The 13,472-nt window shown below is 48.1% G+C and carries 13 protein-coding genes; 2 read left to right on the forward strand and 11 right to left on the reverse strand.

All coding sequences use genetic code 11. The features are described from left to right. Nucleotides 1-274: 274 nt before the first annotated feature. From ACTJKB_RS14600 to ilvB, 4 genes are all read right to left on the reverse strand, one after another. Nucleotides 275-1,816 (reverse strand): 2-isopropylmalate synthase, encoded by a 1,542-nt coding sequence (locus ACTJKB_RS14600; RefSeq protein WP_440834897.1) that lies wholly within the window; start codon nucleotides 1,814-1,816, stop codon nucleotides 275-277. A gap of 114 nt (nucleotides 1,817-1,930) precedes the next feature. Beyond that, entirely contained in the window at nucleotides 1,931-2,923 is a 993-nt protein-coding gene (ilvC, locus tag ACTJKB_RS14605; protein ID WP_440834899.1) for a ketol-acid reductoisomerase, read from the reverse strand. A gap of 182 nt (nucleotides 2,924-3,105) precedes the next feature. Continuing rightward, nucleotides 3,106-3,594 (reverse strand): acetolactate synthase small subunit, encoded by a 489-nt coding sequence (gene ilvN / locus ACTJKB_RS14610; protein ID WP_074085845.1) that lies wholly within the window; start codon nucleotides 3,592-3,594, stop codon nucleotides 3,106-3,108. Beyond that, nucleotides 3,591-5,339, reverse strand: coding sequence for a biosynthetic-type acetolactate synthase large subunit (gene ilvB, locus ACTJKB_RS14615; RefSeq protein ID WP_440834901.1), 1,749 nt, complete (start codon nucleotides 5,337-5,339; stop codon nucleotides 3,591-3,593). The genes ilvN and ilvB overlap by 4 nt, the downstream gene beginning before the upstream one ends. Nucleotides 5,340-5,925: 586 nt before the next feature. Between ilvB and ACTJKB_RS14620 the strand changes: the two genes are divergently transcribed. Continuing rightward, nucleotides 5,926-6,387, forward strand: a complete 462-nt coding sequence (locus ACTJKB_RS14620) for a GNAT family N-acetyltransferase (protein WP_440834903.1) — start codon at nucleotides 5,926-5,928, stop codon at nucleotides 6,385-6,387. Here the strand turns inward: ACTJKB_RS14620 and ACTJKB_RS14625 are convergent. From ACTJKB_RS14625 to ACTJKB_RS14645, 5 genes are all read right to left on the reverse strand, one after another. Continuing rightward, entirely contained in the window at nucleotides 6,384-6,728 is a 345-nt protein-coding gene (locus ACTJKB_RS14625; protein ID WP_440834905.1) for a hypothetical protein, read from the reverse strand. The genes ACTJKB_RS14620 and ACTJKB_RS14625 overlap by 4 nt on opposite strands. Nucleotides 6,729-7,003: 275 nt before the next feature. Next, nucleotides 7,004-7,954, reverse strand: coding sequence for an ABC transporter permease (locus ACTJKB_RS14630; protein WP_440834907.1), 951 nt, complete (start codon nucleotides 7,952-7,954; stop codon nucleotides 7,004-7,006). Continuing rightward, nucleotides 7,955-9,031, reverse strand: coding sequence for an ABC transporter permease (locus tag ACTJKB_RS14635; RefSeq protein ID WP_440834908.1), 1,077 nt, complete (start codon nucleotides 9,029-9,031; stop codon nucleotides 7,955-7,957). It abuts the gene before it with no gap. Beyond that, nucleotides 9,024-10,562 carry an ABC transporter ATP-binding protein gene (locus ACTJKB_RS14640; RefSeq protein WP_440834909.1) on the reverse strand — a complete coding sequence of 513 codons (1,539 nt, stop codon included), beginning with the start codon at nucleotides 10,560-10,562 and terminating at the stop codon, nucleotides 9,024-9,026. The genes ACTJKB_RS14635 and ACTJKB_RS14640 overlap by 8 nt, the downstream gene beginning before the upstream one ends. A gap of 184 nt (nucleotides 10,563-10,746) precedes the next feature. Next, the gene (locus tag ACTJKB_RS14645) at nucleotides 10,747-11,826 is read right to left on the reverse strand and encodes a BMP family lipoprotein (protein WP_440834910.1); all 1,080 of its coding nucleotides are present in this window, start codon (nucleotides 11,824-11,826) and stop codon (nucleotides 10,747-10,749) included. Nucleotides 11,827-12,128: 302 nt separating this feature from the next. On the opposite strand from ACTJKB_RS14645, the gene ACTJKB_RS14650 reads away from it, so the two are divergent. Then, complete coding sequence (locus ACTJKB_RS14650; RefSeq protein WP_074112352.1) at nucleotides 12,129-12,671, forward strand: acyl-CoA thioesterase; 543 nt, start codon at nucleotides 12,129-12,131, stop codon at nucleotides 12,669-12,671. Between the two features lie 153 nt (nucleotides 12,672-12,824). Here the strand turns inward: ACTJKB_RS14650 and rplT are convergent, their stop codons facing one another. Then, nucleotides 12,825-13,184, reverse strand: coding sequence for a 50S ribosomal protein L20 (gene rplT / locus ACTJKB_RS14655; RefSeq protein WP_038587257.1), 360 nt, complete (start codon nucleotides 13,182-13,184; stop codon nucleotides 12,825-12,827). A 32-nt stretch (nucleotides 13,185-13,216) separates the two neighbouring features. Continuing rightward, entirely contained in the window at nucleotides 13,217-13,417 is a 201-nt protein-coding gene (rpmI, locus tag ACTJKB_RS14660) for a 50S ribosomal protein L35 (protein WP_036696104.1), read from the reverse strand. Nucleotides 13,418-13,472 lie beyond the last annotated feature (55 nt).

Below are 13,472 nucleotides of genomic sequence, written 5' to 3' on the forward strand. Positions count from 1 at the left end.
GCCTATGTACATACCGATATATTTCTTCTATTTCCGATTGTTTTTTCACAAAAACGACAAAAAATCCAGAGTTAATATCACTGATAACATTCTATTTAGTATCGAAAGTCACTGATAAAACACTGATAGCTTCCAACAAACTCTATGGGCAACTGAGCTATCTGAAACATCCTTCAAATTACTGCAGCACAAAAAAAGCCATCCGGTCAGCAGAGGGGACTCCACTGAAGGAATGGCTTCGAAAATTACACAAAATAAACAAAAGTCTTAAGGGTTACAACTGCGCATGATCACGCTGTGTATACGTCTTACGTTTCTCTAGCAGCTTGTTCAAGGCATTCAGATAAGCTCTGGCGCTCGCCTCCAGAATATCTGTGCTGAGTCCTCGGCCTTGTGCGGCAACCTCACCCTGTGACAATACAACATGCACTTCACCCTGCGCGTCCTTGCCCCGGCTTACGGCCTTGATGGAGTAGTCACCAAGCGTAACTTCCTCCCCTGTCGCTTGATCAATAGCATTATAGATCGCATCTACTGACCCGTTGCCTTCAGCCGTTGCAATAATCGGTTGCGGGTCTGGTCCGTTAATGACTACCTTGGCTGTAGGTGTGGCTTCATTGCCGTAAGTTACATAAATTGTCTGCAGGCTAAAAACTTCCGGCGTATCGATCAGTTTTTCTTCCAGCAATGCCAGAATGTCCTCATCGGATACTTCCTTCTTCTTATCTGCCAGATCCTTGAATTTGGCAAACGCAGTATTCAGTTCATCCTCCAAAAGCTCATAGCCCAGATCACTGAGCTTGTCGCGGAATGCATGACGACCGGAATGTTTGCCCAGTACCAGCTTGCTCTCTTTGAGTCCGATGGTTTCAGGTGTCATGATTTCGTAAGTGGTTTTCTCCTTCAGCATGCCGTCCTGATGTATCCCGGATTCATGGGCGAAGGCATTGGCCCCGACAATCGCCTTGTTGCCTGGAACAACCATGCCTGTCAGCTTGCTGACCAGACGGCTGGTACGGGCAATCTCAGAAAGTACAAGCGATGTCTTGGCATCAAAAAACTCACTGCGTGTCTCCAGCGCCAGCGCTACCTCTTCAATAGCTGTATTCCCGGCGCGTTCGCCGATGCCGTTGATGGTGCCTTCGATCTGATCCGCACCGTTCTGAATCGCAGCCAGCGTATTCGCCGTAGCCATTCCCAAGTCATTATGACAATGGGCACTAAGTTGAACTTTTTCAATATCCGGCACGGTGTCCTTAAGAAACTTGAAGATTGCACCATATTCCGAGGGGTTCAGATACCCGACAGTATCGGGAATATTGACCACATTCGCACCTTCACGAATCGCCATCGCCACCATTTCAGCCATGAAGTCGCGTTCGGTGCGGCCGGCATCCTCCAGTGAGAATTCCAGCTTGGAGAAATATTTCTTGGCATAACGGATGGCAGCCTGTGCAGTCTCCAGAACCTGTGCCTTTTCCATTCGGAGCTTATGCTGCCGGTGAATCGGTGATGTCGCCAGGAAAAGATGAATGCAGGGGTCCTGCGCTCCTTGAAGCGCTTCTTTAACTGCATCGATGTCGCTCTCTCTGGAACGAGAGAGGCCTATCAAAGTTACATTCTTCACGGCTCGCGCTACTGCGTTTACCGCAGCCAGGTCTCCGGGTGACGCTGCAGGAAATCCTGCCTCCATCCGGTCAATCCCCAGCTTCTCCAGCTGGTACGCAATCTCTACCTTTTCACGTGTATTGAGATTGACGCCCGGCGACTGCTCTCCGTCACGCAACGTCGTATCGAACACATATATTTTCCGCAAAGCTGAGCACCTCCTGAAAAAGATTGTGCTTAAACCCTCAAATGCGGCCCGCAAAAAACACGGCCGCATCTGAGAATCACACTATATTACGTTCTTCATTTGAAGTATATGAGACTATTTCTTAATCCAGTGCATCATTTCACGCAGCTGGCTGCCGACTACTTCTACCGGATGAGCAGCTTCGTTGCGGCGGGTGGCGGTCAGGAAGGCACGGCCGGATTGATTTTCAAGAATAAAGTCGCGGGCGAATTTACCTTGTTGGATATCGCTGAGCACTTCTTTCATAGCTTTTTTGGTTTCATCTGTAATGATGCGAGGACCTGTTACATAATCACCGTACTCGGCAGTGTTACTGATAGAATCGCGCATAGTTGCAAGTCCGCCTTCATACACAAGGTCAACGATCAGCTTCATTTCATGCAGACATTCGAAATACGCCATTTCAGGAGCATAGCCTGCTTCGGTAAGTGTCTCGAAACCTGCTTTGATCAACGCGGATACGCCACCGCACAGAACGGCCTGCTCACCGAACAGATCAGTTTCGGTTTCTTCACGGAACGAAGTTTCGATAACCCCTGCACGTGTACAGCCGATGCCTTTGGCATATGCCAAGCCGATTGCCTGAGCATTGCCGGTTGCATCCTGTTCAATTGCAATCAGGCCGGGAACGCCGAAGCCTTCAACATAAGTACGGCGAACCATGTGACCCGGGGATTTAGGAGCTACCAGCAGCACATCCGCATCCTTAGGAGCTACGATTTGACCAAAATGCACGTTGAAGCCGTGGGAGAACATCAGAGCCGCACCGTTTTTGAGGTTTGGTTCGATCTCATTTTTATATACGGATGCCTGTGTTTCGTCTGGCATAAGAATTTGTACTACATCTGCACGGGATACTGCTTCAGCTACCGGCAATACTTCAAAGCCGTCATTTTTGGCGGTTTCGAACGATTTGCCTTCGCGCAGGCCGATGACAACCTGAAGACCACTGTCACGCAGGTTCTGTGCCTGGGCATGCCCTTGGCTGCCGTACCCGATTACTGCAATTATCTTCCCTTTTAGTACACTAAGTTCTGCATCCTGTTCATAGTACGTTGTCACTGCCATTGTCAATATCCTCCTTTAATTTGGGACCCATCGTAAAGAGCGGGTGCTTCAAGAGCCTTCAGTCCTTAGGGTTGGATAGGCTGCTCTTCAAGCCCCCGCTCTTTCGCGGGAATTGCCTTACCCTTATCTTATCAAATTAATGCAAACAAGCAGTAATCCGTTAAAGCCGTAAAATATAACGATCAGGCATTTCCCCGAATCATTGCCGTAACTCCAGTGCGGGACAGCTCTTTGATGCCATAAGGCTTGAGCAGTTCAATCATTGCATCAATCTTCTGGGTATCTCCAACCACCTGGACGAGTAAGCTGGTTGTACCAATATCCACCACAGAAGCGCGGAAAGTCTCAACAACACCCATGATTTCCGGACGTTCGGCCGGTTCTGCTTTGACTTTGATCAACGCGAGCTCGCGGGCTACCATTGGTTTAGAGCCTAGATCCACTACCTTGATTACATCAATCAGCTTGTAGAGTTGCTTCTCGATCTGCTCAAGGGTGTGCTGGTCACCCAGTGTAACAATCACCATCCGGGACAGGCCTACTTCTTCAGATTGCCCGACGGTGATGCTCTCAATATTGAAGCCCCGGCGGCCGAACAGGCCTGACACCCGCTGCAGCACACCCGGCTGGTCATTCACAAGCACAGCAATCGTATGTTTCATCACTGTCATTCATCCCCCATCAGCATTTGATCGATGGTTGAACCTTGAGTTACCATCGGGTAGACATTCTCGTCCTTGGGAACAACGAATTCTACCAGAACGGGTCCCGGCGTTTCGAGTGCTTCTTTCCACGCAGCGCCTGCTTCTTCCTTGTTTGTTGCCCGTAATCCTTTTACCCCGTATGCTTCTGCCAGTTTTACAAAATCCGGGCTGCCTGCGAGGTCGGTATAGCTGTAACGCTTCTCATAGATGAGGTTCTGCCACTGACGGACCATCCCCAGAACCTGGTTGTTGATCACTACAATTTTAACCGGAATCTTATTGATCGCGCAGATTGCAAGCTCCTGTGAACACATTTGCATGCCGCCGTCACCGTTAATGGAGACTACCAGCCGGTCCGGATGCGCCATTTGTGCTCCGATTGCCGACGGAAATCCGAATCCCATTGTTCCAAGCCCGCCGGAAGTGATCCAGGAACGCGGATGATTGAACTTATAATACTGAGCTGCCCACATCTGATGCTGGCCTACGTCTGTAGTTACGATGGCTTCCCCTTTAGTGGTGTCATTAATCATCTCAATGACCCACTGAGGTTTGAGTTCAGTATCAGAATCGTTGTAGCGGAGCGGATAATCCAGCTTCCACTGGGCAATCTGAGTTCTCCACGCATCGGCATTGGCCGCACGGCTTACTTCAGGAATCAGCATCTCCAGTACCGTCTTCACATCACCGACAATTGGAATGTCCGGCGATACGTTTTTACCGATTTCAGCCGGATCAATGTCGATATGAACAATTTTCGCTTTTGGTGCGAAACCGTCCAGCTTGCCCGTCACACGGTCATCGAACCGGGCACCGATATTTATCAGCAGATCGCATTGCTGAATGGCATTGTTAGCCGTGTAAGTACCATGCATACCCGGCATTCCCATCCACAGCTCTTCTGCACTCGGATAACAGCCCAGACCCAGCAATGTTGTGGTGATAGGAATTTCTGTCCGCGTTACGAATTCGTACATGGCCTCATGAGCTCCGGAGTATATGACACCACCACCGGCAATGATGATTGGACGTTCTGCCGATGAAATTGCGCGGACCAGCTTATCCAATTGAAGCTTGTTCGGAACCGTGCGCGGATTGTAGCCACGAAGATTGACTCCCTGCTGTTTGGCCGGGGCAAACAGTGTCTTGGCAGCCGATACATCCTTAGGAATATCAATCAGTACCGGACCTTTGCGGCCGGTGTTTGCGATATGGAATGCTTCATGAATGATGCGCGGAAGATCCTCAACATCACGTACCAAATAGCTGTGTTTTGTAATCGGCATGGTTATGCCTGTAATATCGGCTTCCTGAAAAGCGTCCGTTCCAATCAGGCTGGAAAAGACATTACCTGTGATTACTACCAGTGGAACGGAGTCCATAAAAGCGGTGGCGATACCTGTTACCAGATTGGTTGCTCCTGGACCAGAGGTTGCTATACACACACCCGCCTTACCGCTGGCTCTGGCATAGCCGTCCGCCGCGTGAATCGCGCCTTGCTCATGCCGTGTCAGGATATGGTTGAAATCGGTGAAGCCATGAAGGGCATCGTAGATGTACAATACGGCACCGCCCGGATATCCGAATACGGTATCTACCCCTTCCAATACAAGACTGCGCAGCAGCACTTCGGAACCCGTAATCACCTCGGGATTTTTCCATTTCTCACGTAACTGCTCTATAGACTGTACTTCCGGTATTTGCGCGCTCATCAGTATTCCTCCCTTCGATAGTTAACATTCATTATGCAAATGACAGAACGTCTTATATACGACCGATAATGTTCCTGGCAACAAAAAAACCTTTCGCCGCCCACGCGCAGAAGACAGCGCGTGAGGGACGAAAGGTTGATCTTCCGTGGTACCACCCATGTTTGCATTGCATCTCACGATGCAACACCTTATCAGGATACAAAAATCCATCGATGTAGGCAGGGCCCAAATCTTTGTAACCTGAAGTCCCTAACGCGGACCAAACGATTCCCCCTAATAATTCCACCACTCTTGCCGATGGGCCTTTCAGGGAAACAGCTCCGAGGTGAGCTCGTATATAAGGGATTCTGGTGGAGGTTGCAGCAATTCCTCTCACTCTCTGAGCAAAAGAGCCCTTAAAACTTCGTCCTCATCATTGCCGATGCATGTATGTTCGTTAAATGTTTAGACACATTATATGATTCCTCACACGGTTAGTCAATACCCATCTTTTCTGCAATCGTCATAAATCGTTGTTCTATTCTTGCCGGAACGCCCACACCCCTCTGGGCATATGATGTACGACAATGCGTGAAGGGGGCGCTTTATGATTCGTTACCGCAGACCCAAGCAGGATGACACCGTCATTCTTGACTTGATTGAGAAACAGCTGGTTCCATTATCGCATCTTCCGCAGACGGTAATCAACCAGGTTCGAAAAGATCTGCCCCGGCGTCTGGGTCAAGGGGTTACTCTTGTCGCTTGTCCGGATTACGAAAGTGATCCACTGGGCTTCGTTCATTTCATGTTGCATGGAGATTTACTCTATATCGACATGCTGGCTATAGCCCCTGCCGCGAGACGCAAACGTTGGGGGAATATGCTCATGGATAGAGCAGAACGGTTTGCACTATCACGCGGGTGTCAGAGGGCCAAAGTTTCTGTAGATATTGGCAATGTGCCAGGCATTTCCTTTTATCAAAAATTGGGCTACAGCGTAGCCCGTTATCAGCCGCAAAACTTCTGCTACGAATTCGAAAAACCTTTAGCCGGCAGGCTCAGAGCTTAGAAGAAACCAATCGGCGGGACACCGTAACCAGGTCCGTAGCCAGGTCCGTAGCCGCCATAAGGTCCGGCTCCAGGTCCTCCGTAAGGTCCGGGAACCCCACCACCATAACCATAACCTCCGCCATAAGCATAGGGTGCTGTACCGATGGCCAGCAAATCAAACAGCACCAGCGGAATCAAGGCTTTGGTTTGCACTTTTTTACCGGTGTTCCGTTGCAGTACCAGACGACTACCCGAAACTCGGAGCAGCTTGCCCGTTACTTTCGTGCCATCCTTTTTCACTGCGACAATATTTTTGCCTACCAGCTTCATCACCTGTCTCTTTGTAACCGGCTGTGCCATATTATCCCTCCTAAAAGTTTGTAAGCATAGGCTTTCAGAATTCACTTTGTACAAAATTAGCTTCGAAAGCATAAACTCAAGTTTTGTAAGTATAGGCTTCCTGATTGGCTCCGTACAAAACTCGCTTTCTTCACAACAGTCTATTCGAGCCTAGCGTACTTCGCCTGTACACCTGTCCCTGTCGACTTTACGTGGAATTTCAACAAAAAAAACGCATTTCCGGATCATACCGGAAATGCGTTTTTTTGATCTATGCAGCAAGTACTACATTAAGATTAACGTTTGCTCGGGTCGTATGGTTCACCCAATGCCTTGGGGGCCGAAGAACGGCCAACCGCACTGACTAGAACAATAATCGTTAACACATAAGGAATCATGAAGATAAATTCCTGCGGGATGTCCTTGGACCACTCGAACAATTGCACATAGTTGCGGATCGCTTGAGATAACCCGAAGAATACGGCAGCGCCGAACGCGCCAAGCGGGTTCCACTTCCCGAAGATCATCGCCGCGATAGCGATAAAGCCCTGACCGGAAACCGTGTTGTGCGCAAAGGTGCCTGTTGTCGTAAGTGTGATGGTGGCTCCGCCAATCCCTGCCAAGAGCCCACTCAGCATTACGCCGATATATCTCATGCGGTTTACGTTGACACCAAGCGTATCCGCCGCACTTGGATGTTCACCGACTGCACGCAGGCGGAGACCAAATGGAGTCTTGAAGAGTACAAAATAAATGACAATAACCAGGATAATCGCAAGATAAGTCGTCGGATAGGAATTAAAAATCCCCTCGCCGATAATCGGAATCTTGGAGAGCCCAGGGATAGCCACTTTACTAAATCCGTCCAGCAGCGGTGTTTCGCCAGCTCCGTCAAAAATCAGTTTAACTACATAAAGCGTACTCCCGGCAGCCAGAAAGTTTATGACTGTACCACTGATGGTCTGATCTGCCTTGAACGTAATCGATGCTACTGCATGAATAAGTGAACCAAGCACCCCGACCACCATAGCGCAGATTACACCGACCCATGGAGCCCATTCACCCATACCTGCATCCTGTGCATAATATCCGCCTACAGCTGCAGCAAAGGCACCAAACATCATCAAGCCTTCAAGTCCAATGTTCACGACACCGGAGCGTTCAGAGAAGATGCCACCGAGGGCGGCAAAAATCAGCGCTGTGGAAAAAACGAGCGTTGTATTGAGCAATTGGCCTAATACTTCCATCTATAACACCTTCTCTTTCTTGCGCTTGAAGTAGAACGGTTTAAGCACCCAGCGCACAATTCCTTGTGCCGCAATGAAGAAAATAATTGAACCGATTACGATTCGGATGAGTTCAGGAGGAACATCCGCTCCAAAGCTCATACCTGCAGATCCATAAGTCAAACTACCATAAAGAATAGCAGCCAAAATCACTCCAAGTGGATGGGTCAGACCAAGCAGCGCAACGGCAATCCCGTCAAAACCATAACCTGGAGAAGCCGCAAATACAGATTGGTAATGGAATACACCAAGCACTTCTCCTGCACCTGCCAGTCCGGCAAAAACACCGCTGATGAACATGGCTTTGATGACATTGCGGCCAACATTCATACCTGCGTATTCTGCAGCATGCGGGTTCAAGCCTACGGCACGCATTTCGTATCCCTGTTTGGTTTTCCACAGATAGACATAGAAGAACACTGCTGCTGCTAGTGCGATTGCAGTCCCCCAGTGAATCCGTGCATTATCAAACATTGAGTTTAAAAATGTCATGGACAGCGAGGCCGAAATATCCTCAGAACGGTTCTGCCCCTGAAGCAGCAAGAACGTTCTGACAATATAGTTGGACAGGAACAGTGCAATCCAGTTCAACATAATAGTTGTAATAACTTCGTTGATTCCGCGTTTTGCCTTGAGATATCCTGCAATGCCTGCCCAAAGACCGCCACAGACTCCAGCAATGATAACTGCTAGCGGAACCAGCAAGAAATTCGGCAAGGTTCCGGCCAGCTTAATGCCAACAACAGAAGCTGCTGTCATTCCAATAAGCACTTGTCCGTCCGCACCGATATTGAACATCCCCGAACGGAAGGCGAAGGCTACTGCAAGTCCTGTGAACATCAGTGGTGTCATCTCGCGGATGGCCTCACCAAAGTCATAAGGACTGCCAAATACGCGTTTGAACAGCGCTGAGTATGCGGCTATAGGGTCGTATCCGCCGATCAGCATAACTACAGCACCTACCAGGAAGCCCATCACGATTGCGACCAATGGAACGATGTAGTTGTCTGTCGCAAATATTTTTTTGAGTCTATACATCCGCATGGCCTCCCCGCTTCAAGCTTCCCGCCATCATCAGACCCAGTTCCTGATCATTGGTATCCTGCGGGAATACTTCACCGACAATCTGGCCTTCATAGATTACGGCAATTCTGTCGGACACATTCATAATTTCATCGAGTTCAAAAGAGATCAGCAGTACTGCTTTGCCTTGGTCGCGCTGAGCAATCAGTTGCTTCTGCACAAATTCGATCGCACCGACATCGAGGCCGCGAGTAGGCTGGGCCGCAATCAGCAGTGTCGGATTTTTGTCTATTTCCCGCGCAATAATCGCTTTCTGTTGATTACCGCCTGACAAAGAGCGAGCCTTGTTTTCAATAGAAGGGGTTCGCACGTCAAACTGCTTGACCAGATCCTCGGCATGCTTATCGATGACTTCTTTGTTCAAGAATCCATTCTGATTATACGGGCTCTTATAGTACGTCTCCAGCACCATATTCTCGCTGACTGTAAAGTCCAGCACTAGCCCATGCTTATGACGGTCCTCCGGAATATGGGAAACATTCATTTCAGAAATTTTGCGTGGACTCAGATTGGCAATCTCCTTGCCGGATACGGTAATAGAACCGGAGTCAATCTTACGCAGGCCTGTTATGGCCTGGATCAGCTCACTTTGTCCGTTACCGTCCACTCCTGCAATACCGAGGATTTCGCCAGCCTTCACTTCAAAACTGAGGCCGTCCAGTACCGATACGCCATCTTTACTCTTGCTGCTGACATTCGTCAGCTTGAGTACACTTCCGCCAATATGCGGAGGCTGCTTGTCTACCTTGAAGGTTACACCGCGTCCTACCATTTTTTCAGCCAGCTCATTCGGATTCGTATCAGCAGTCTTCACGGTATCAATGACTTTCCCCCGGCGGATGATGGTAACCCGGTCAGAAATTTGCATGATTTCCTTAAGCTTATGTGTAATCAAAATGATGGATTTGCCTTCTGCAACGAGCCGCTTCATAATCGCCATCAGTTCGGTAATTTCCTGTGGCGTAAGCACAGCGGTAGGCTCGTCGAATATAAGTATATCCGCACCACGGTACAGGGTCTTCATAATTTCTACCCTTTGCTGCATACCAACCGAAATGTCGTAAATCTTGGCATTGGGATTGACTTGAAGACCGTACTGCTCCGATAGCTTGCGAACCTGCTCCGCAGCGGATTTATAGTCGATTTTAAGACCTTTTTTCGGTTCCATACCAAGAACAATGTTCTCAGTTACCGTAAAAGGCTCTACAAGCTTGAAATGCTGGTGAACCATTCCAATGCCAAGCTCAATCGCTTTATTGGGGTTATCGATAATAACCGGATTCCCGTCGATTTCGATGCTGCCTTCATCGGGTTGATACAATCCGAAGACAATGTTCATCAAGGTGGATTTGCCTGCTCCGTTTTCACCTAGCAGTGCATGAATTTCTCCTTTTTCGAGCGTAAGACTGATGGAGTCGTTCGCAACGATACCGGGAAAGCGTTTTGTGATTTGCTTCAACTCTACGACAGGAGCCGCAGCACTCATGGAATCACCCTCATCACAGAATATATATATTTCCTTGTAGACACGGCTGTACCGTCCTATGAAGGACGGTACAGCTCTGTCTAAGTTATTGCATGTTACATTCCACTAACAAGGAACAAGGCCAGCTCAATAACCGGCCTTGTTCCTTGTTCATTATTGTAAGGCAAGAAACATCAAGTCAGTCTTACTCGGTAGGAACTTTGATTGTTCCATCAATGATTTGTTTGCTGTATTCATCAACTTTGGCAAGAATTTCAGCCGATACGTTAGCCTTGGAAGTTTCAGGAAGGCCTACACCGTTGTCTTTCAGACCCAGTACAGTTGTAGTGCCGCCTTTGAATGTTCCGTCAACAACCTGCTGGGAAACTTTCTTAACCGCTTCGTCAACACGTTTGATCATGGAAGTCAGAGTTACATCATCACCAAATTCCAGGGATTGGTCTTTATCTACGCCGATTACCCATACTTTAGCACCGCCTGCTTTGTTACGGGATTTAGCTTCGTTGAATACGCCGTTGCCAGTTGCGCCGGCAGCAGGGAAGATGATGTCATTGCCGTCATTGTACAGGGTAGCAGCCAAAGATTTACCAACATCCGGCTTGTCATAAGCACCTGCATAAGTAACTTTTACTGTTGCATTAGGGTTAACAGCTTTTACACCAGCAACGAAACCTACTTCAAAGCGTTTGATTACTGGGCTTTCCATACCGCCGATGAAACCTACTTTGTTGGTTTTTGTAGTCAGACCTGCAACTACACCAACCAGGAAGGAACCTTCATTTTCGGAGAAAGTAACGGATTCTACGTTAGGAGCATCTACCACACTGTCGATGATCGCAAGATTTGCATTCGGATTCTCGGTTGCAACTTTCTTAACAGCATCGCCCAGGTCAAAACCAATACCCCAAGTCAGGTTGTAGCCGCCTTTAACAAACTGGTTGAGGTTTGGCTCGTAGTCTGCATTGGATTTACTTTGCAGATATTTGATTTCAATACCGGATTCTTTTTCAAGAGCCTGCAGAGCTTCCCAAGCAGATTGGTTAAACGATTTGTCGTTTACGCCACCTACGTCAGTAACCAGACCGACTTTGACGTCAGTTTTAGGAGCATCCGTTGGTGCTGCTGTTGCTTCAGCTGGTGCGTTAGTTGCAGTTCCAGCGTTGCTTGCTGCATTGCCGGAGTTGTTATTGTTCTTTCCGCAGCCTGCCAGAATGACAGTGAACGCAAGCAACATAACAAGAGATAGTTGGTAAACCTTTTTCATTGAGTGTGATCCCCCTTAAGAAATTGGATGTCTTCTGTGTTCTTGGACATACCATTAGATCAAATTATAACTGGTAAAAACCCTAAAATCCAGTCTATTAATGACCTCAGGTCAATAATAATTTGCATTTTTTCACAAGAAACCGTTTACTGTTACATTGTGTGTCAACAAAACATTCAAACCATGTCAGAAACACTCGAATTGCTTGTTTGTCTTCAGCACATTATAAATATTATTGCACGGATATGTGTTTTCTATTATCATGAATGTTTACATATTGTATAAAAAGGGAGTACTGAAAAATGGATGATCAAAACCAACCCCAAGCTGCACCGGATTTCAAATACTGCCGAGAATCCCGCGTGTTCAAAACAGGCCGTGTATTCCCGAATGATGTCAACAATCACAAGACGCTGTTCGGAGGCAAGTTAATGAGCACGATTGATGAAGTCGCATCCATCTCTGCAATGCGTCACTGCCGCACTAATGTAGTTACCGCCTCTGCGGACTCTGTAGACTTCCTCCTGCCTATTAGGCCCACAGATTCAGTATGCTTCGAGTCCTTTGTCTCATGGACAGGCAGAACCAGTATAGAGGTATTCGTCAAAATCATTTCAGAGAACCTGTATACCGGCGAACGCGCTGTTGCTGCTACATCTTTCCTTACCTTTGTGGCCGTCCATGAAGACGGCACGCCGGCACTGGTTCCCGCAATCATTGCCGAAACCGATGAGGAAAAGCTCATCAGCGCCTCAGCAGATCAACGTTCCGAACTGCGCAAGGTCAGAAGAACCAGCAGCAAACTGCTGGCATCCCAGCTGAGCACAACCAAGTACTGGGAGTGAGCATTGCAGGGGACTAACCATCTCTGAGCCAATACCACACATTGAAGTCTTGACCCTTTCTTCTAGTGACTGTAAACCCTTTGCAAGGCCCAAAAAAAAGCACCGTCACACGGGATGTCCCGCAGGCGGTGCTTTTCGGTTACTTCTAAGTAATTACGCGTTGATCTTCTCTTTGGCTACTACAGCCAGGGAGTTGAATGCGTTAAGGTCGTTTACTGCCAGGTCAGCCAGCATCTTGCGGTTCACTTCTACTCCAGCCAATTTCAGGCCGAATACAAGCTTGCTGTAAGACAGGCCGTTCAAACGGGCTGCTGCATTGATACGCACGATCCACAGTCTGCGGAAGTTACGTTTCGTCTGACGACGGTCACGGTATGCGTAAACCATCGATTTCATTACCTGCTCGTTAGCAGTTTTGAAAATGCGGTGCTTGGAACCGAAATAACCTTTTGCCAGCTTCAATACTTTTTTATGTCTACGACGAACTACAAATCCGCCTTTAACTCTTGCCATATTAATAAACCTCCCAAAAATGTGTGATAAAACTATTTCAAGTTAGCGAGTCCTTGTTTCAAGCGTCTTACATCCCCAGGGGCCATAACCGGATTGCCGTTCAATACGCGTTTTGCGCGTTTGGATTTGTGGGAAAGCAAGTGGTTCTTGTGAGCTTTGTAACGCAGTACTTTGCCAGTTCCGGTGATCTTGAAACGGCCTTTCAGACTGCTGTGAGTTTTCATTTTAGGCATGGTGTTTCCTCCTTGAATATTATGCGGCGCCAAATTGCTGTGCAAGTGACTCCAA

It is taken from the genome of Paenibacillus sp. 22594 (genome assembly GCF_052044425.1).
In the GTDB taxonomy this organism is placed as follows: Bacteria; Bacillota; Bacilli; order Paenibacillales; family Paenibacillaceae; genus Paenibacillus_AQ.

Excerpts from the sequence above, each read along its gene's own strand:
- rpmI (WP_036696104.1), bottom strand. The coding sequence starts at position 13,417 with ATGCCTAAAATGAAAACTCACAGCAGTCTGAAAGGCCGTTTCAAGATC.
- ACTJKB_RS14625 (WP_440834905.1), bottom strand. The coding sequence starts at position 6,728 with ATGGCACAGCCGGTTACAAAGAGACAGGTGATGAAGCTGGTAGGCAAA.
- rplT (WP_038587257.1), bottom strand. The coding sequence starts at position 13,184 with ATGGCAAGAGTTAAAGGCGGATTTGTAGTTCGTCGTAGACATAAAAAA.
- ACTJKB_RS14635 (WP_440834908.1), bottom strand. The coding sequence starts at position 9,031 with ATGTATAGACTCAAAAAAATATTTGCGACAGACAACTACATCGTTCCA.
- ilvN (WP_074085845.1), bottom strand. The coding sequence starts at position 3,594 with ATGACAGTGATGAAACATACGATTGCTGTGCTTGTGAATGACCAGCCG.
- ACTJKB_RS14650 (WP_074112352.1), top strand. The coding sequence starts at position 12,129 with ATGGATGATCAAAACCAACCCCAAGCTGCACCGGATTTCAAATACTGC.
- ACTJKB_RS14630 (WP_440834907.1), bottom strand. The coding sequence starts at position 7,954 with ATGGAAGTATTAGGCCAATTGCTCAATACAACGCTCGTTTTTTCCACA.
- ilvB (WP_440834901.1), bottom strand. The coding sequence starts at position 5,339 with ATGAGCGCGCAAATACCGGAAGTACAGTCTATAGAGCAGTTACGTGAG.
- ACTJKB_RS14620 (WP_440834903.1), top strand. The coding sequence starts at position 5,926 with ATGATTCGTTACCGCAGACCCAAGCAGGATGACACCGTCATTCTTGAC.
- ACTJKB_RS14645 (WP_440834910.1), bottom strand. The coding sequence starts at position 11,826 with ATGAAAAAGGTTTACCAACTATCTCTTGTTATGTTGCTTGCGTTCACT.
- ACTJKB_RS14640 (WP_440834909.1), bottom strand. The coding sequence starts at position 10,562 with ATGAGTGCTGCGGCTCCTGTCGTAGAGTTGAAGCAAATCACAAAACGC.
- ilvC (WP_440834899.1), bottom strand. The coding sequence starts at position 2,923 with ATGGCAGTGACAACGTACTATGAACAGGATGCAGAACTTAGTGTACTA.